The sequence below is a fragment of the Ferroplasma acidiphilum genome (assembly GCF_002078355.1).
Classification (GTDB): domain Archaea; phylum Thermoplasmatota; class Thermoplasmata; order Thermoplasmatales; family Thermoplasmataceae; genus Ferroplasma; species Ferroplasma acidiphilum.
In genome coordinates this window covers 382,982-402,345 of sequence record NZ_CP015363.1, presented here as the reverse complement: position 1 = coordinate 402,345, position 19,364 = coordinate 382,982, and the positions used below count along the sequence as shown (strand labels likewise).

Genomic DNA, 19,364 nt, shown 5'->3' with positions numbered 1-19,364 from the left:
GTGAAATATAGGGGCGATTTGCTTTGACACCACAAATCAATAATAAAATAAATAGAAGTATAAAAAGGTACTGGATCGGCTCGAACAGGAGATGGGAAAAGTATAATGAATCACTTGTAGATAGAATACAATACCTTACAGATTTATCATTCATTAAAGATTATGATACTTTATTGGAGGAAAAGAATAATGGTAAAATAGGCCATCCATACAAAGTGCCTGATGCATTGATAATGTATTTAGCAAGATTGCGATCTATATTCAATATACCGTTCAGGTCACTTGAAGGCATGCTAAGGTCCTTAGCAATTATAACCGGAATAAAATCAATATCATACAGTGAAATATTCAGGAGGATAAGGAGAATCAAGCCTGAAATAAATAATACTAACAGTAAGCTGGATTGCATTATAGATTCTACTGGATATAAGATAACAATAAGGGGAGATTATTTAGGCCATAAATGGCATAAGAAAAGGAAGGGATGGATAAAATTACATGTAATAATATCATTAAAAGATGTTACTGTATTATCATTCACTATAACAGATGAGCATACACATGACTCTAAGGCTGCTAGAAAACTATTGAGTAAGATGAAAAATAATATTCTAAGAATATTTGGGGATAAGGGATACGATTCAAAGTATATCTATAATATGTTCGGATATAATGCAGTAATACCACCCAGGAAGAATGCTTCTACCAAATCCAGAGGTTCATCTGCAAGGGCTAAGATTGTGAGATATATTAAAAAGAATTCCATGGAACAGTGGAAGGAGAATAATAGCTATGGCAAAAGATGGATTGTGGAAATATATTTTTCAGGATTAAAAAGAGTAATGACAGAGGTTATTAAAGCTAAGAAAATAGAGTATATTATACAGGAATTAGCTCTTAAGGTAGTTAATTACAATATTATGAGGGAGATGACACATGCCTATTAATTATGCAACACACTAGATTAATAAAAAATGCTTAAAAGGCATTTCTTGTTCTTTTCAAAGTTTCAGCTATGCCTTTTTCCTGCTCGGAGAATGCACATAACATTGCTTCAATGTCATCATGCCCTTCAGCCTTTGCAGCATTGGCAACGTTTGTATATTCTGATACATGCTGTTCAGTTTCTTCCTTTGCCATGTCGGATATTATTTTCTTCATTCCGGCTCTGTTAAGGGTTTCAGCTATGCCTTTTTCCTGCTCGGAGAATGCACATAACATTGCTTCAATGTCATCATGCCCTTCAGCCTTTGCAGCATTGGCAACGTTTGTATATTCTGATACATGCTGTTCAGTTTCTTCCTTTGCCATGTCGTTTACCAGACCTTTGAGCCCTTCATATTTTACAAGTGTAGCGAATATTGCATTGAAATGCCCCAGTTCTACATTGGCTTTGTCTTTCAATTCTCTGGCTGTTTCCAGATCACCTATTTTTTCAAAGTAGTTCGATGCGGCATTCAGTCTCATATGGTCCTCTGCGTTGGCTGTTAAAAGTTCTTTTAACCCGGCCTCTGTATTTTTTCCTAACACTGACATATTTATCAATTATAACAATAATTAAATGTATAAATACTTATCTTTCATCCATATGAATAATTTTTAATGATAAAAGATACAGAATTTCCATAAATGCAGCAGGGAATTTTATTCCATACTTCCCCTTTTTATTGAGGTATACCCCCATTAACCGGTGTTTCGGTAAATCTAGAACGTAGAGCAATTGTATTATATAATTGCCAGTAGAATCAGGGTACATTCTATACCTGTAGCCTTTTATAGGAGACTTTAGAAAACATCTACTGTAATGTGTTGTATTTACTTTCTAAACTTTCTGAATTGCAATATCTTTTTTCCACTGCTGTATACCGTATCTTGAATGTAATTGTTGCCCGGTATTCATCTAACCCGTATAGATAAATTTTCAGCTACCTATTATTTACATATGGCCAATTTAAATTAGTTTTAAATGCAACCATGAAATACATATAACTATGATAATAATTTCTACTCTAGGCAAAATGCATGAAAATACCATTGGATATGGATATGAAGACCTGATCACATATCTGGGTGAACTGAAAGTAAAAAATCTAATAATTACATACACATCCCGGCATAATTATAATATGAAACAGGATGAATTCAGGGAAATAAAATTGCTTGAAAATTCATTCAATGTTTTTTTCCCGGAAATTGATTATGATAAATATAATGAATTATTAACCAGGTATTCCTTAGAGACCCATAATGCGGAAGAGGTTACAAAGAAAAACATTGTAGACATAATAGAAACGGTCATTAATTCTTATTTGAAAGGGTACTGGAAGAGTCCTGAAACCGTTAATTCAGAAGTTACCGATAGTATCTATAGGGTGAAAAATAAATTTATCCAGTCAGTAAATCCAGAATATATTGAAAAATACTGGTTACCATTCCATACGGATGTTTACAATTATATTGAAAAAAACAAAAGTAATTATGATGCTGTTATTTCAGATGTGGAAAGCGCATTTTTTTATAAAGAGGAAAAATTATAAGATAGGAAACAAAAAAATTATTGTACTATCTTATCTATAAAATTACCCTTCAGGAGAATCTTGGCTTTGCTGAGCCCCTTGGGAATTGTAACGGTTTTTACCATTATAATAGCATTGACGTATTTATCAAATGTTTCGTTGTCAATATCTTTGAAGGTAAGGCTTTCTATGTTTTTGAATATAATTTTTCGTCCTATTTCTTTAAGGTCATTTCCCGTGATTTCAAGTTCTTTTATGTTCTCTATAAACTGGGATGATCCTTCTTTCATTCCTTTCATAAAGCCATCTGATAAATGCTTTGCATTTTCAACAGTGCCCATAAACGATTTATATGCGTCATCGGTTACCTGCCCTATTGTTTTTCCAGTATCATTGGATATTTTCTGGATTCTTCTGTACAGGTCTGCACTAACACCCTTAATTGATATGGTTTTCCTTACGACATTCTCATCTTCTGTTGTTTCAGTTTCTTTATTTTCTTCTGCCATAATTATATATTGTAATCTAGTATATAAGGATTACCGGTTTACCGGATTTCTATAATTTCTGAACAATATCCATAATGCTATCGCCTGGCTTTATTCCCAGTTCCTTGGCCTTATCAGTGCATGCATTTACTGAAGTATTTAAAACGTCATTTATGTCGTTTACACCGGATACACGGACAGCAACATCTCCCAGAGAATTGGCTGCATCTATGTTAAGATACCCGCACATTATGTATCCGTTTTCACCCTTTACAATTATAAGTGGTGCCTTTTTGCCGATCTTTTCATTTATATACTGGTATTTTCTGCCTTTTATTTCAATCTCCTGATTTATCATAACGTTAAATGCCTATTCTGTATAATTAATTTATCAAAAATAATATATTATCCGGTAATACATGAATATGGCTTCAAATATTAGAATAACCTTCCTCGGTACCGGAGGGTCAATGCCAAAACCGGGGAGGAGTTTGCCGGCAGTTGCTATTCAGGTTGATGATATCCTGAATCTGTTCGACTGTGGAGAGGGCACACAGAAACAATTTATGAAGAGCGGGGTTTCCTTCATGTCCCTTTCAAACATATTTATATCACATTTTCACGCTGACCATTTTCTTGGATTGCCGGGGCTTCTAAACTCTCTTTCATTCATGGGCAGGACAGAAGACCTAAATATATTCGGGCCGGTTGGTGCTGTCAACTTTATACGCAATGCTATAACCCTTGGCTATGGAAGAATTAGCTATAATATAAATGTGGTTGAGGTTATTCCTGGCACTTCCTATAATCTCGGCAAATTTACTATCAGGACACTGGCTAATAACCATACAGTCCCATCTATTTCATATTCACTGGAAGAAAAAGACCTGACAAAAATCGATAGAAAAAAAGTTGATGAAATTGGATTTCCAGTATACAGGCTTGAAGAGTTGAGAAAAAATGGAAAGGTTGAATTAAATGGAAAAGAGTACCTGTTAAATGATGTGGCAATGGGGATAAAGAAGGGCAGGAAGATTGTATATACCGGAGATACCAGGCCAGTTCCGGAAATGCCAGAGTTTGCTAAAAATGCGGATGTACTCATACATGATACCACCATGGATTCTTCCATGGAGCCAATGGTGAATGAATATGGCCATTCATCTGCAAGGCAGGCTGCCGAGAGTGCCCTGAAAGGCGGTGTTAAGAAATTATTTCTCTTTCACTATAGTTCCAGGTACAACGACCTTGATATACTTTTAAAAGATGCAAAGAAGGTCTTTCCGGAATCCTATCTGAGTCATGAACTGGAACAGTATGATATAGAAAAAAATGACAGGTTAATTAGCATATCCTAGAAATCCTATGCGCCATACTTTTCTGACCTGTCTGAATATGATAGTATTATAGGCATTATATCTCCACTGGTTATTTTGTAATAGCCATCTGAAACGCTTAGCTCATCAAAGGTTCTTACGTTGTCATTGATAATTCCATCGGTGGCAAACATTATAGGTACAGGGTCGCCTGTATGGTCGCCGAAGGAGCATGGGGTGGAATGATCTCCGGTCACAACGATCAGCGTATCCTGCAACAGTTTAAGCAAAGGAGCTATCACAGAATCAACGCTTTCTATCACCTGCTTCTTGAGCCATGGTTTCCTGTCATGCCCGGCTATGTCCGTTCCCTTGAAGTTAATAAGTATAAAATCATATTTTTCCAGAGATTTAATAGCAGAAGAGATGATATTTTCATAGTTTGTGTCGACCCTCCCGTTCATTCCCTCAACACTTAATACATCAAAACCTGCAAGCCCCGCAATTCCCCTGATCAATGGAGTCCCGGAGATACATGCAGCTTTCATGCCATATTTTTCGTGGAACGATGGTATAGCCGGCATTTTTCCAACTCCCCTGAGCATAATTTCATTTGCAGGCAGTTTGCCTTCGGATATTAATTTCCGGTTTAATGGATGGCTAGCAAGTATTTTTCTTGACCTTTCCAGAAATTTATTTATTACTGCCGATGTAAAATTAGCTTCCGGTGCGAGCGGTTCTGTATCCATTGGTGAAGAATCTACTGAATGGGGATCGGTTTCTGAAACTTTATCGGAGAGTTTCGGGCCCCTCATAACTACTGCTGCCCTGTGCTCAACCCCGGATTTTACGATGAATTTTACCCCATCTATTTCTGTTTCAAGTGCGCTGGAAAGTTCTGCAGTGTTCTGGATTCTTCCTGCACGCCTGTCAACAATTTTTCCATCTATAATTGATGCATAATTTGCCCTGAATGCTATATCTCCCGGTTTCAATTCCAATCCAACACCAAGGGCTTCAAATGGCCCACGGCCAGTGTAATATTTATGGGGGTCATATCCCAGAATTGAGAGGTGGGAAGTATCCGAACCGGCTCTGATGCCTGATGCTACAGGAGACATCAACCCGGTAGTTCCATGTGAAGATAAATAGTTTAAATTTGGCCTGTTAGCCGCCTGAAGTGCTGTCAGGCCATCCAGTTCCTTATTGGGTCGGTCTCCTAACCCATCCATTATTATGAGAATAATTTTTTTCATAGGTTGTTATTGTAAATTCCTTTTAAATTTTGTGGAAATCAATGTGCTCAAAATGCCACCGGGAATATTCTGATGAACGCTTTCCAAGAATCAAATAGGTGGATAAAAATTTACAGTCAATTTTTAAGTTTTCACAGAATTTTACTATTTCATTAAGATTATTTTCATTTACATTTTTTCTGATAAGTGTAATGTGGGGAATGAATTTCCCGACTTCTGTGGTATTATCCCCCAGTGCTTTTATAAGTCCTTCATGGAATTCATACATTTCCGGGGATGGTATTACATTTAAAAAAACAATATAGGAAATTTTTCCCTTCCTGACCTTTTCGAAATAACCAACTTCCCCTATCTCATATGTAAATGGTGCTGTTTTTCCACAAAGTGTTATTATGGGGTTTACATCAAGAAATCTGGAGTTTCTTAGATATGCCATTGTTATATGTACACCCTTGTTGCTCAGTGACCCTGTATAGCCATATAATTTCTCCAGGCGCTTTTTCTTTGCTGTAATTTTACGCCTCGCACTCAAAGATGGCTTAAGTATAAGTGTATACTGCATCTTATTCAAATGTAGTTTCCAGTTTCCCCAATCCAGTAATCTGAACTTCCACCTTATCGCCCTTTCCAAGCCATTTTTGGTTAGATTCAGGCATTCCCATTATTACTCCAGCCGGTGTTCCCGTAGAAATGCAGTCTCCTGGTCTCAGGGTCATAAATTGTGAAATATAGCTTATCAGCTTATTTACAGGGAATATCATAAGCCCTGTATTTGAATCCTGCCTCAACTCACCGTTTACTCTTGTTTGAATTGTTAAGTTCTGCGGGTCGTTTATTTCTCCTATTGAAATATATGGCCCATTGGGATAAAAATTATCAAAGCTCTTGCCAAGGAAGAACTGCGTTGTTTTGTACTGCATTAGCCGTGAACTGACATCGTTGCCTATGAAATAACCCAGCACATAGTTAAGGGCATTTGCTTCGCCAACATTCCTGGCTGTTTTTCCGATCATTACGCAGAGTTCTCCCTCATAATCCACATGCATTCCATTCCCTGTTTGAACAATAGAATGATTTCCGGTAAATGCATTATTTGCTTTTGAGAATACCACTGGCGTTTCAGGTATTTTCCCTCCAGCGTGCTCCGATACATGGCTTTTATAGTTAAGGCCAATGCATAACAGACTTGATTTCTGATCAATAATAGAATTATATGAAAATGTATAATCTTGAAACCTGTTTATATCTTTTAATTTTGCAAAATCATCATGTGAAAGTTCGGCAACTGATGTTGCCTTTATGCCATAATCATCCAGAAGTGCTAACTTTCCTTCTCTGTACAGTGCAAGATGGTTTTTATTATCTATAGTTACGGACGCTATTTTCATGTTTATTGATAAGTAAATTATATAAAAATTTATGTGCCTTCCTGGTAGCTGTCCAGGTATTTTAGCTGCTCCTCTGTGTATGTATCTATTTTAAAATTAAGTGATTCCAGTGCTATTTTTGCAACCTCTGTATCTATTTCCGCCGGCACAGGATAAACTTTGTTTGATAGTTTTCCCTTATTTTTCACAATATATTCAGCTGTCAGAGCCTGAAGTGCAAAGCTTAAATCCATAATTTCAACTGGATGCCCCTGCCCTGCTGCAAGGTTAAGCAATCTTCCATCAGATATTAAATTCACTGTATTGCCATTTTCAAGTTTATATTCTGTAACAAGATTTCTCACAGGTGTTTTTCCTATATTTTTCTTTTCAAGTGAGGAGTAATCTATTTCATTGTTAAAATGCCCTACATTTCCCATTATTATGCCTTTCTTTGCAACCAGCATATCATCATAGCTCACCACATTTTTCATGCCCGTAGCTGTGAATATGAGATCACAGTATCTTATAGCGCTGTTCATTGTATCTACTGTAAATCCATCCATAACAGCTTCAATTGCTTTCACAGGGTCCACTTCTGTTACAGTAACCCTCGCACCCATGCCCTTTAACCTCATGGCTACTCCCTTGCCTACATACCCATATCCGGCTACAAGTGCATTTTTTCCAGCTATGAGGATATTTGTTGCATTCATAAATCCATCCAGTGCACTCTGCCCCGAACCGTATCTGTTGTCGAAAAAGTGTTTCATCTGCGCATCATTGACGTCAAACATCGGGAATTTCAAAGCCCCTGCTTTTTCCATAGCCTTAAGCCTTACCACACCGGTAGTTGTCTCTTCATTGCCACCAATCACTTTTTTTACCAGTTCCGGTTTTGAGGCAACAAGGTTTGTAAGGTCTCCACCATCATCTATGATAATATCAGGTGCAGCTTCAATAGTTTTATTAATATTTTCATAGTATTCTTTTTCAGATTCTCCCTTTTTAGCATAAACCATATAATTATAATCTTTGCTTAATGATTGGACAACACTGTCATCTGAACTGAGGGGATTGCATGAGGCTAAACGGACTTCAGCACCACCTTCTGTAAGCAAAAGTGCAAATATCCCTGTTTTCGCTTCCACATGCAGTGCCATCGCAATTTTTATTCCCTTGAATGGTTTTTCCTTAAGAAATCTTTCACGTATATTAGCACAAACTGGCATATGGTCTCTTGCCCACTTTAACCTTAAAAATCCATTATTATCTGTCATTATAATGTGTATATAGTATTTAGCCTTAAAAAAATTCCTATGCTGAAATGGATAACGATGCATTCAACGGGCTTTATTTAATATTATGATTCAGAATATTATTATTCTTTTCTAACTGCCCGGAAATTATTGATATTTGTGCGTTTCATGGGTCATAGATTGCAGAAGGTCTTTCCCATTAAGATTTGCTGCGGCTTCAATGAAAATTAATGTTTTAATTTGTAAAAATAACAATACCGGATAATTATCCTGATGTTATTCCAGAAAGTTCGAAAATCAGGATATGAAAATATTTATTTCATCATGACAATTAAAAAAAATTAAATGCTTTTGTTTAATTACCTATGAAATGGGCACGTGGCCTAGCATGGATAGGGCAACAGCCTCCTAAGCTGTAAATCAGGGGTCCAAATCCCCTCGTGCCCGCTTTATGATTCCATTCTTGGGGCAAGCAAAAATCTTCCTTTTATTCTGTCCGCCGATTCTGAACCCAGATTGAATTCAATTGTAAGTGGATAATCACTTTTGAAGGAAAGTTTTACTTCCTCATTTGGAGATATTGATCTCATAAACTTCAGGAGGTATTCCAGGGGATACGATGATTTTATAGACTCGTGGCACTGTATTTCTTTCAGCTTGTCACCGGGCAATATCATTTCACTCTCATCTGCATCTGACATTGATTTGGCGGAAAAGCTATCAGGGTTCATTGTAAACCTTATGGCGTCCGATACATCTTCAGCAGCCTTTAACCCCTTTTCAAGGTCTCCTTTGTTTATTACAATATAATCCTCTGCAACAATTTGCGGAACTCTTGGTGTACTTATCTGGCTGTTGTCAAGAAGTGATATGCTTTTAATTATATTGCCTATCTCAAATCTTAATTTTTCCTTATCTTTTGTTATTATGAAAGAATCATTGCCCGATGCAAGTTTTAAAATACCTTTTACCTTTTCAAGGTCAAGTGATAATTCCTCCTCACTTTCCACATCATATTCCAGGAGAATGCCCTTTGGAATTTCCAGTGAAACCATAGCTACATGTGCAGGATCCACAGCATTTACAGATATGCCCTGCTGGCCTATTTTAAATTTAGCTTCAGTTACAACGGTACCGAGCATATCTACTACGTCCCTGAGATTCTTTACAGAAATGTTCATTCTAGTCATATAATCATGACATTGATTAGTATGTTATAAATATTCTTTTTGAAAAAACAAAAATAAAAAATTAGTTTAAGAGTCCTCTGGCTTTCATAGCGTCGAGTACTCTCTGTATGGCTATTATATATGCAGCTGTCCTGGGGTCGGTCTGGTATTTTTCATGGGTTGCCAGTACATCTTTTGTTGCAAATGTCATCTTCTCATCCAGCTTGCTGTATACAACATCCTCCGTCCAGTAGTCTCCGGTTATATTCTGAACCCATTCGAAATATGATACTGTAACACCGCCTGCATTTGATAGGAAATCCGGTAACAGCAGCACATTGTTTTTGTAGAATATTTCATCAGCTTCCGGTGTAGATGGCCCATTTGCAAGTTCCAGCACAATTTTTGCCTTAACTTTCGATGCATTCGCGCCGGTTAGCTGGTCTTCTATTGCTGAGGGTATCAATACATCAACATCAGATTCTAATAATTCTTCATTTGATATGTTCTTTGATCCGGGGAAGTTTTCTACTGATCCGTGTTTTTCTTTATGTGCAAGAAGTTCTGCATAGTCTATGCCACTTTCCTTGTAAATTCCGCCACTTGAGTCAGAAACTGCAACAACCTTTGCGCCAAACATTTCCTTTACGAATTTAACAGCAAATTGGCCTGCATTTCCGAAACCCTGCACGGCAAATTTTGCCTTTGTAAGGTCTATGCCCTTGTATTTTGCACCTTCTCTTAATACATACATTCCACCTTTGGCTGTGGCATCTCCTCTTCCAAGAGACCCGCCTATTGTCAATGGTTTTCCTGTGATAACTCCTGGAGCTGAATGCCTGACTATTTTTTCGTACTCATCCATCATCCAGCCCATTATCTGGGGTGTTGTATAAACATCTGGAGCCGGAACATCTATTTCAGGGCCGATGAAGTTTGCTATGGCATCGATATACCCTCTGCTCAATCTTTCCAGTTCCATCTTGCTCATTTTCTTCGGGTCGCATATTATACCGCCCTTTGCACCACCGAATGGAAGCCCGAGAAGTGCTGTTTTCCATGTCATCCATGCTGATAGAGCCTTTACTTCAGAAAGGTTTTCTTTAATATAATATCTGATTCCTCCTTTCATAGGTCCCCTGGCATTATTATAATGTACCCTGAACCCGGTAAAAACTTCAGTTGTTCCATTATCCATCTTCACAGGTATGCTCACCTGAAGGATCTCCCTGGGAGAACTCAAAACATCGATGCTTGCCTTATCAAGCTTCATAACTTTAGCAGCCTTGTTAAGCTGTTCCAGCGCAATATCAAACGGATCTAAATTTTCCATATAAACACCAGATTGAAATCACTAGGATGTAGTTTAATGTTTGCTTCGATACCTATACAATGAGTATTGATAACACGTATCCTGTAACGATTTAATTTTTATATTATGATAACATTATAAAAAATATATGGAGGATGCAGAGATTAAGAAAAAACTGGCAATGGACCATCAGATGCTTATGGTTCTGGAGCATTTCCAGCTGGCAAAACTTGATTATGCAAAAAATGTAAAAATTTATACCAGCATACCCCAGGAAAATGTTGAGATATATATAGAAAGGCTTTATTCTATGGAATTGCTGGAAAAGTATAGCGGTTCATCTGTAAAGAGAACGCAGGCTAAACTAAAGAAAACAAATGAAGTGCATAAACACCATACCTATTATGAATTAACAAATAAGGGGCATTACATCCTTAAGGATATGACAGAAAGGGAATATATAAAATATTTGCAGGTGGAATGCCTGAAACTCCTGGTATTAAAACGGCTAAGAAAAGAAAACCGTGAAAAATGCGCAAAATTATACGACATGGGGTTAATGGACAAAAACTATGAGCCAACTTCTATGGGGCTTGCTGTGGTAGACCTGGCTAGAAGAAGGCAGATTAAAATATTATAAATTTATATATTGTTAAACAATACACACTGGAGCGATTGTGGTGTAGCCTGGTATCACAGTGGCTTCCCAAGCCACTAACCCGGGTCCAAATCCCGGCAATCGCATTCCTGCAAAGGTTTACTTAACTTAAAAAACAGAAAATTATCTCCATATTTGAATACTTCAGATCCGCTTTTTGCAATATAAGGATGAAATGATACAGTTAATATAAAATATAGGTATTCCTATTCATAGTCCATCTTCTACGCTGCCCGTGAAATTTATCTGTTATAATAGCACCAGAAAAGCTTATTTTAATTTACAGGTACCTGTAAATAAACTACCACTAAAACATTTCATTGAGTGTTTTTACCATGTTTTGTTCCATTTTTTAATACTAATTCTTGATTAAAAAGTTATGTAGGGATTAGCAAAAGATATCGTCTCCAATGTAATGCCTAACCATTTTAATTGAGTGTTTTTATGGGCAATACACCCCGTTATTTAAGCTAACTGTATAAAAAACCAGCCTATTGCATTTATATAGATGTATATATTATAGTAATATGTATAAAAAACATACAATAAAAATAACTCTGGTTATTCTTATATCAATTATACTAATTTTGTCATCAAGTATGCTATTCCTGGGTCAGTCACAAAATTCTGGCAATTCAGGCGTTTCTGCAGCACCTTTTTTATCCGGTTCATACAATGTTTCATTCAATGAAACAGGATTGACATCAGGAACACAATGGAACGTAGTATTGAATGGCACATCAAGAACATCGACATCAAGCTCAATCGTTTTCTCAGAAGTAAATAACATATATTCCTACACAATCGGGAACGTATCAGGATTTAGTGTGAAATCAGTGTCGCCTGCAAGCCCGGTAACTGTCAACGGAGCAGCAATTACAGTTAACGTATCATTTACAAAACTGGCCCCTGTATCTATATCTCCAGTGAACCTCGGGACAGCAGGCAATTACGCAATTCTGGCAAAAACTGGAATATCTAACACAGGAACAACTTCTATTGTAGGTAACATAGGTGTTAGCCCCGCGAGTAGCACTTACATAACAGGTTTATCATTAACAATGAATTCATCAGGGCAGTTTTCCACGTCCTCAATGGTTACCGGAAATGTATACGCAGCCACATATGCATCGCCTACTCCTTCAACACTAACAACTGCTGTGGGCGATATGCAGACAGCGTATACTAATGCAGCTGGAAGAACCAATCCAAATTATGTAAACCTCGGAGCAGGGGATTTAAACGGTATGACACTTGTACCTGGATTATATAAATGGGGAACTGGAGTATCCATATCAACAAGTATAACACTCACCGGGAACTCAAGCTCAGTCTGGATTTTCCAGATATCAGGCGGACTTACATTCGGTAACGGAGCACATATTATTCTAAGTGGTGGAGCACAGCCCCAGAACATATTCTGGCAGGTTGCAAGCGGAGCGACAATAGGAACAGGTGCAACATTTTATGGAACAATACTTTCACAGACAGCAATTACAATTGCTACCGGTTCCAGCATGACCGGACTCGCACTGGCTCAAACCGCCGTTACCCTTCAGTCTGATACAATAACTGCACCTCTCGAGCCACAGTCCATAACTGCTGCGATGTATGGAGTTACATTTACAGAAGCAGGGCTGCCATCTGGAACACAATGGAATGTCACACTGAATGGCGTATTACTATCATCTACCGTTCCTACTATCTCGTTCTCTGAACCAAATGGCACCTATGCCTTCTCAGTTGCTTCCAGCACTGCTGACAAGATATTTCCATCAACCGGAAGTATAATAGTTAACGGGGAAATTGCATACCAGGGAATTACATTTGCAGCACCAAATCAGGCTACCTACACCGTGGCATTCAATGAATCAGGGCTTGCATCTGGAACACAATGGGGTGTTACACTGGATGGGATAACCACAACAACCATCTCATCATCTGTCAATTTTACTATGACAAATGCATCGTATCCATTCTCTATAATAGTTCCAGCTGACTACAGTGCCACTCCATCTACGGGAACTGAAACAGTTAATGGAAATAACATAACCGTGTTGGTTACAGCCGTGCTCATAGTGTATCCGGTAACATTCAAGGAAACGGGATTGCCATCTGGAACAACCTGGTATCTGAACATAACCTCCATGGCTTCATCAGGGCCATTGACAGGAACAACCTACACGGTGAGCCTGTTGAATGGATCTTACGCGTACACTGCTAGCTCAACGGACAGTGCATATCATGCAGTCAAGGGAACTTTCACTGTAAGTGGGCATTCAACTTCTGAGACTGCTAAATTCTCAAAAGTTTCAACATCCATTTCAAACACAGACATATACATAATAGTCGGTATTGTTGTGGCACTGGCAGTTATTGGTACAGCAGTAGCAATAATGTTGAGAAAGGGAGGGTCCAAATAATCCTCCAGATATTTTTTAATCCAATTGAATAATATTTTTTTAACTACAAATTTTTAATTTAACTAAAATAGCAGATTAACACATTTTTCTCCCGTATAATGATTACAGCTAGTTCCCTATGAATATCTGCACAGAAGTGCTATAAAACCACGAAAATTTTATGTATTATTGACACCAAGGCCGAATAAAACAGAAAATGAATTTCTTGAAAGGATAATAACCGGATACAATAAACAATTAAATCGCAAAACTATGGTAATTTAACAATGCATCTGGATTTTAAAAGTACAAATATATTATTCAAACTATTTCATGTCCAGAAATTTTTTAATGTTATTATAGAAAACGAATTCAATTTTTATTAACATGCCGGGGTCGGGGATTGAACCCGAGGCCTTCGGATATCTCAGTTTTTCACTTATGAGTCCGACGCTCTACCAACTGAGCCACCCCGGCTTATGAAAATATCAATTTGGAACAGCTTCTACAGGTTCCTGTTCCTTATCCGGTACTTCATCGCGCTTTCCAATCTCGGTTTTCCTTACTTCTATTTTTTTAATAGGATAAACATCCTTCAATGAATTGACAAAATCACCGTAGACAGCATCTCCTATGACATAATTTGCAAATGTCCCTAGATCCATTTCCTTAGCCTTGTTAAGTATATAATCTACTGCTGTAGACCTGATTTCAGACCTCTTTGTACCTGTAAGTTTCTGGTCAGCAACAAGAACCAGCTTAACTGCCACGTTGTAAAGATCACTGGTTTTTACATCTGTGACTATGTCAAGCCTTTCTCTCCTTCTCCTTACCATTCTTCTTATCGTATCATCGCTGACTTCGTGCCCTATGAATTTAGTAGTGCATCTTTTGCCTTCACAGTTGTCTATCTGGAATAAAACCATAGAGCTAGCTTTCTTAAAATTTCCGGTAAAAGTTGATACAGGAACCGCTATAGTCCTATTTATCATATACTTAGGGTCAGCACTGGGGCTTAACCCGATTTCCTTTTCTCCAAAATATGATGGAGCGACGATTGTGTACCACGATTTCTCCTTCCATTTATCCTTTGTAGTTGACCTTCTTCTATCTGCCATTAAATCCCTCTTATTAATTGAGCTTAATCTACTAGTGAAATACTTTATTGCTTATAAATTTATAATGTTTTCTAAATATGGGATAAACATTATTGCAGGAATAGATACATTTCCCGGAATTGAAGCCATAAAATTATAAATTAAAATTATGTTCTATCAATTGCTGAGGTCATGCAATGGGCTCCGCCATAGCCGCCTGTTATTTCACTTAGGTCTATTTTTATCACATCTATCCCGCTTTTTGCCATTGCATCGCTGTCCGGGAACATTTTTCCACTTTTCAATTCCATATCTTTTATTATTTTCTGGCGTGTATCAGTGTCAAAAACATTCTCTGCAAGGAGCTTTTTTATTACTTTTGAAGAGTCAATTGCCACTATTTTCCTATCAGACAGCGTCAAAAAATTGGAAGAGTATGAAAGCTGCTCACTTATACCAAGATTAATAAATTCATAGCCTTCCCCTTTCAGGAAATCATAAAGCGTTGTTTCTGTTTCCTGTGCATAATGCCCTTCCCTATCCCTTGTATATATCTTTGCCCGGGCTACCCTGGCAAGCTCAACGGATGTGATAGCCATTCCCTTTGCAGGTATATTGAAATAGGTATCCAGATGCATATTGACCATTACATCATGCCCGTCCATGAAATCATATAAAGGATTGGTAATAATTGCTACCCGGGGAAAATTGAAAATCCCTGAATTGATTGCTTCCATTGCACCTGTTTCATCTGTCCTGTTTCCCGTACCTATAAGGCAAAAATCTCCGCAGGGTATGAAATCCCCTCCTTCAAAAAATCCTTCCGTAATTTTTTTGGTTTTCGCCCCCAGAATTTCACTGAACACGAATGATGTAATATCAGTTTCTTTTCTCCTCTGCTGCATTTTCATTTTTCCTAAAAGCACTCCGGATGATACAGCCTGCTGATCACGCATGAAATAAAGATTGGCCAGTGGGAGGTTAGAGTAAACCCTTGGATACTGTATCCCGGGAACGTACTCTTTAAGGTCTATTGATGGTTCCATTATTAATGCCTGGAACAGGGAAAGCGGGTCAACATATTTTATATTCTTTTCCATGTCTTTTTTTGCCTCCTCTACTGATTCCATTGTACCGTAAAAATTTACCAGCGCCATTATTTTTTCTTCCAGTTTTTGGCGGAATGACGCTTTTTTTTCTGCTTCGTCAACGATTAAATTTTCAAGAAGGTCAACTTTTACACCATTTTCCCTCAGAGTATCTTCAAGATTCTGGTGTTCTTTATTTGCAATGGAATAGTTAAACGGTCGCTCAAATAAAAATGGTTTAGGTGCCAGCATTGCATATGTTATTTCTGTTCCTGGCCTGTGCATTATAACCCTGTTTAAGTGCCCCCATTCTGATTTTATTTCCATGGAAGCGTATCGCAAGAGCTTTAAAATGTTTTTCACAGGGGATAGAATACGCCTTCGTATTTGTAGAGGTTTACTTCTTTCTGCTTAAAAGGGCTGCGGAATGTAATAATTTCAAATGTTCTGGAATTCATAAGCTGTGATTCATTATCTGTACTCGATAAAACTATAAATTTAGTTGCTTCCGGTTCTTTCATTACTATTCTGTATGTAGCCCGGAAGAATTCCTTTGAACTTACTGTTAAAGTACTGCCATTGTGTATATCCAGAAGCTCTATTGTATTTGGCTTGATATTCTTGACCATATAATATGCTTTATTATATACCACAGAACCTTTCTGAAGGTCCAGTATACGTACAAGATGAGTGTACCGGAATAGGTCTTTGCTATCCTTTCGCCCGGCAAGTGATTTTGTTATTTTCATATTGCAAAAATAATCAAGTTCCATCAGCTTGTCAATCTTTACAGCATCCTCTTTTTTACCGAGGTATATATCAAGACCTTCTTTTAATGTGTCAATTCTGGAGATAAAGGAGTTTGGATCCTGTTTGTTGAGGTTTTTCATAAATTTAACTATCGTATCCTTTGCCTCTTCAAGTATCTTCCCGTATGCAGTTGTATAAGTCCTTAACTGTATCACAGATTCGTAATAGGATCCTGTAACCTTGTTGCAAACCGGGCAGCTTTCCTTATAAGTTTTAAGGTTTATAGATATTTCCTTCTCCACGTCACCGAGATTCCTGTCTTCCACTACTAACTCCATGGATATCTCATTTTCACCTATATTGTATGATGTTACACTGGATATCTTATCTTCCTTATCCATAATTACATGTGAAGTGGCACTTTTAATTATGTATTTATCAGCATTGTCGTAATGCCATTTTTTATTAAGCCTCACTGCACCACATTTAGGGCACACAGTAAGGTCCATATTATCTGATTTAAGGTGGATTTTATCGGAAAGGCAACTCCTGCATAGTCCAAGTTTATACGCCTCATTTTCACCGCATAGGATACATTTCATAATATTTCATATTACTACAGGCTATTTAACACTTGATTAGCTTTTTCAGTTCATCCATATTCTTAACGATATAACATTTATTGGTATCGCATACGGAGATTTCATTACTGCCGTCTTTCAGGAAGAAGTAGTTATAGGGATAGTGCTGTTGCAGGTATTCCATAACTTCTGGAGATGAAGTAGAAACCTTATAGAAATCAACCATATTAAAGAAATTCGAAATTGTATATGTAAAGAACATGGGTTGCATTTCTATGTCCTTTGATACGGCATTGATTGATTTCTCCAGTTCCACCCTATATTTATCATCAATATAGTTAAAAACAATCATGTTGCCGATCTCAAAGGAAAAACCGGATGGTATGGCATTGTCATAGGATTCCTTAAGCCTTACAAGCAGGTTTCCCATGCCGTTATAGAAACCACCAGAGGTTTTATCATAAAATGTATCCATAATTGTTTTCTGGAGATCGCGGGCATAGTCAAGATATATGTCATTTAAGGATGCTTCGTATAATGATAGGAGGCCAGAAACCATAAATGAATAGTCATCAAGCATGCCATTAATAGATGATTTTCCATTCCGGTAGGAGTGCATCAGCTTTTTATCTGTATACATATCGTTCATGATAAAATCGGCTGACCCTTCAGCAGTGTTGAGCATGTCTTTATCATTAAAAATCATGGAAGCTATGGAAAGTGCTTTTATCACAAGGCCGTTTATATCGGTTAGAATTTTATCATCTGTTAATGGTTTTATCCTTTTTTCCCTGCTTTTCTTCAATGCTTCAAGCTCGTTTTTATAGAGTGTTGTTGGATCACCCTGTATATCCCTGCCCATATACAGTATATTTCGCCCTGTCTGGCGGGAATTTGCATCGTAGAAATTGCCTTCTGGCAGTATATTGAAGTCATAAACAAATTTCTTTCCTGCATTTTCTACCAGCTCTTCATATGTCCATGTATAATACTTTCCTTCCTGGCCTTCAGAATCCGCATCCATAGCTGTATAAAATCCCCTTGAAAACATTTCCTGTTTCAGGAATTTATATATTTCATAGACAACATTTTTGTAGAAAGTATCACCGGTAACATCATATGCATATGAATATGCAATTATTGCCATTGCCTGGTCATATGTCATCTTTTCGAAGTGCGGGATTCGGAAGAATGGATCGGTTGAATATCTATGGAATCCACCTCCAACATGGTCATACATGCCCCCTATATACATCATGCGCAGTGAATGTTTCACCATTTCCAGGGCTTCCTCTTTTCCATGTGCTTTATAATAGTTCAGCAGGAAAATAATATTATGGAATGAAGGAAACTTCGGTGCGTTCCCGAATCCTCCGTATTCACTGTCATAATTTCTTTTAAGTGACTCATAGGTAGCTTCTATGGCTTTTTTATAATCCACAGGAGAATTGTTTTCTTCTTTCCTCTCCATGTTCCTTAACCTTGATATGGCTTCATCGCCATTTTTTTCCATTTCGCCCCTCTTATTCTTCCACAGATAGTCAATATTTTCTGCTAATTCCATTATGCCTATCATGTTATTTCTGGAAACCCTCGGTATATAGGTAAATGCAAAAATTGGTTTTCTATCAGGAGTGAGTATCACATTCAGTGGCCATCCGCCTGTCCCTGTCATTACCTGGCTAAATGTCATATAGAGGCTATCCACATCGGGCATTTCCTCCCGGTCGACCTTTATGCATACAAATGTACTGTTCATCCTTTTAGCGACTTCAGGGTCAGTGAAGCTCTCCTGCTCCATAACATGGCACCAGTGGCAGCTGGAATAACCTATACTGAGAAATACAGGCTTATCCTCTTTTTTAGCCAGGTTAAAGGCTTCATCAGACCATGGATTCCAGTCAACAGGATTATTTGAATGTTCCAGCAGGTATGGGCTATTTTCATTTGCAAGTTTATTCATAATCTGTCATGGCATTTTTATAAATCAATCTATCGATTTTAAAATTACAATATTTTATGAATATGTAGCTCCAGAAGATAAAAACTTATTCATTAATTTATGTTTCTATATGCGCCTACGGCTATTTAGGTTCTAATACTGA

Annotated in this window: 18 protein-coding genes and 3 tRNA genes; 7 read left to right on the top strand and 14 right to left on the bottom strand. The window is 37.5% G+C overall.

The genetic code is table 11. From position 1 onward, the window contains the following. Nucleotides 1-23: 23 nt before the first annotated feature. On the top strand, nt 24-947 hold the full coding sequence (locus fad_RS02210) for an IS5 family transposase (protein WP_081141604.1): 924 nt from the start codon (nt 24-26) through the stop codon (nt 945-947). A 31-nt stretch (nt 948-978) separates the two neighbouring features. On the opposite strand, the gene fad_RS02205 is transcribed toward fad_RS02210, so the two are convergent. After that, on the bottom strand, nt 979-1,536 hold the full coding sequence (locus fad_RS02205) for a hypothetical protein (RefSeq protein WP_081141602.1): 558 nt from the start codon (nt 1,534-1,536) through the stop codon (nt 979-981). A gap of 455 nt (nt 1,537-1,991) precedes the next feature. Here fad_RS02205 and fad_RS02195 point away from each other — a divergent pair, with 455 nt between their 5' ends. Next, nucleotides 1,992-2,537 carry a hypothetical protein gene (locus tag fad_RS02195; protein ID WP_081141599.1) on the top strand — a complete coding sequence of 182 codons (546 nt, stop codon included), beginning with the start codon at nt 1,992-1,994 and terminating at the stop codon, nt 2,535-2,537. A 17-nt stretch (nt 2,538-2,554) separates the two neighbouring features. On the opposite strand, the gene fad_RS02190 is transcribed toward fad_RS02195, so the two are convergent. Together fad_RS02190 and fad_RS02185 are read right to left on the bottom strand one after the other, a co-directional pair. After that, the gene (locus fad_RS02190) at nt 2,555-3,025 is read right to left on the bottom strand and encodes a hypothetical protein (RefSeq protein WP_081141598.1); all 471 of its coding nucleotides are present in this window, start codon (nt 3,023-3,025) and stop codon (nt 2,555-2,557) included. A gap of 49 nt (nt 3,026-3,074) precedes the next feature. Next, nucleotides 3,075-3,362 carry a YunC family protein gene (locus fad_RS02185; RefSeq protein WP_009887495.1) on the bottom strand — a complete coding sequence of 96 codons (288 nt, stop codon included), beginning with the start codon at nt 3,360-3,362 and terminating at the stop codon, nt 3,075-3,077. A gap of 67 nt (nt 3,363-3,429) precedes the next feature. On the opposite strand from fad_RS02185, the gene rnz reads away from it, so the two are divergent. Next, nucleotides 3,430-4,362, top strand: coding sequence for a ribonuclease Z (gene rnz, locus fad_RS02180; RefSeq protein WP_236940594.1), 933 nt, complete (start codon nt 3,430-3,432; stop codon nt 4,360-4,362). Nucleotides 4,363-4,367: 5 nt separating this feature from the next. On the opposite strand, the gene fad_RS02175 is transcribed toward rnz, so the two are convergent. Genes fad_RS02175 through fad_RS02160 form a run of 4 tightly spaced genes read right to left on the bottom strand, consistent with a single transcriptional unit; the run spans nt 4,368 to nt 8,286 of the window. Further along, on the bottom strand, nt 4,368-5,576 hold the full coding sequence (locus tag fad_RS02175) for a 2,3-bisphosphoglycerate-independent phosphoglycerate mutase (RefSeq protein ID WP_081141595.1): 1,209 nt from the start codon (nt 5,574-5,576) through the stop codon (nt 4,368-4,370). A 22-nt stretch (nt 5,577-5,598) separates the two neighbouring features. After that, nucleotides 5,599-6,138 carry a 2'-5' RNA ligase family protein gene (locus fad_RS02170; RefSeq protein WP_081141593.1) on the bottom strand — a complete coding sequence of 180 codons (540 nt, stop codon included), beginning with the start codon at nt 6,136-6,138 and terminating at the stop codon, nt 5,599-5,601. Between the two features lies 1 nt (nt 6,139). After that, the gene (locus fad_RS02165; protein ID WP_081141592.1) at nt 6,140-6,964 is read right to left on the bottom strand and encodes a fumarylacetoacetate hydrolase family protein; all 825 of its coding nucleotides are present in this window, start codon (nt 6,962-6,964) and stop codon (nt 6,140-6,142) included. A gap of 29 nt (nt 6,965-6,993) precedes the next feature. Then, the gene (locus fad_RS02160) at nt 6,994-8,286 is read right to left on the bottom strand and encodes an adenosylhomocysteinase (protein ID WP_019841681.1); all 1,293 of its coding nucleotides are present in this window, start codon (nt 8,284-8,286) and stop codon (nt 6,994-6,996) included. Between the two features lie 288 nt (nt 8,287-8,574). Between fad_RS02160 and fad_RS02155 the strand changes: the two genes are divergently transcribed. Further along, nucleotides 8,575-8,649, top strand: a tRNA-Arg gene (locus fad_RS02155). A 2-nt stretch (nt 8,650-8,651) separates the two neighbouring features. On the opposite strand, the gene fad_RS02150 is transcribed toward fad_RS02155, so the two are convergent. Both fad_RS02150 and fad_RS02145 read right to left on the bottom strand, forming a co-directional pair. Beyond that, complete coding sequence (locus fad_RS02150) at nt 8,652-9,392, bottom strand: DNA polymerase sliding clamp (RefSeq protein WP_019841680.1); 741 nt, start codon at nt 9,390-9,392, stop codon at nt 8,652-8,654. A gap of 61 nt (nt 9,393-9,453) precedes the next feature. Then, entirely contained in the window at nt 9,454-10,704 is a 1,251-nt protein-coding gene (locus fad_RS02145; protein WP_009887488.1) for a Glu/Leu/Phe/Val family dehydrogenase, read from the bottom strand. A gap of 127 nt (nt 10,705-10,831) precedes the next feature. On the opposite strand from fad_RS02145, the gene fad_RS02140 reads away from it, so the two are divergent. From fad_RS02140 to fad_RS02130, 3 genes are all read left to right on the top strand, one after another. Further along, nucleotides 10,832-11,323 (top strand): DUF2250 domain-containing protein, encoded by a 492-nt coding sequence (locus fad_RS02140; RefSeq protein WP_081141590.1) that lies wholly within the window; start codon nt 10,832-10,834, stop codon nt 11,321-11,323. Nucleotides 11,324-11,354: 31 nt separating this feature from the next. After that, nucleotides 11,355-11,427 (top strand) — tRNA-Gly (locus tag fad_RS02135). 441 nt (nt 11,428-11,868) lie between these two features. After that, the gene (locus tag fad_RS02130; RefSeq protein ID WP_009887486.1) at nt 11,869-13,764 is read left to right on the top strand and encodes an ice-binding family protein; all 1,896 of its coding nucleotides are present in this window, start codon (nt 11,869-11,871) and stop codon (nt 13,762-13,764) included. Between the two features lie 367 nt (nt 13,765-14,131). Here fad_RS02130 and fad_RS02125 read toward each other — a convergent pair. From fad_RS02125 to fad_RS02105, 5 genes are all read right to left on the bottom strand, one after another. After that, nucleotides 14,132-14,220: transfer RNA gene (locus tag fad_RS02125), tRNA-Met, on the bottom strand. A gap of 11 nt (nt 14,221-14,231) precedes the next feature. Beyond that, nucleotides 14,232-14,861, bottom strand: coding sequence for a 30S ribosomal protein S3ae (locus tag fad_RS02120; protein WP_009887485.1), 630 nt, complete (start codon nt 14,859-14,861; stop codon nt 14,232-14,234). A 146-nt stretch (nt 14,862-15,007) separates the two neighbouring features. Then, a complete protein-coding gene (locus fad_RS02115) occupies nt 15,008-16,291 on the bottom strand; it encodes an arginine deiminase family protein (protein WP_236940593.1) in 1,284 nt (427 codons plus the stop codon). Then, nucleotides 16,288-17,280: a 60S ribosomal export protein NMD3 gene (locus tag fad_RS02110; protein WP_081141587.1), complete on the bottom strand. Its 993-nt coding sequence runs from the start codon at nt 17,278-17,280 to the stop codon at nt 16,288-16,290. The genes fad_RS02115 and fad_RS02110 overlap by 4 nt, the downstream gene beginning before the upstream one ends. 25 nt (nt 17,281-17,305) lie before the next feature. Continuing rightward, on the bottom strand, nt 17,306-19,222 hold the full coding sequence (locus tag fad_RS02105; RefSeq protein ID WP_009887482.1) for a thioredoxin domain-containing protein: 1,917 nt from the start codon (nt 19,220-19,222) through the stop codon (nt 17,306-17,308). Nucleotides 19,223-19,364: the final 142 nt, after the last annotated feature.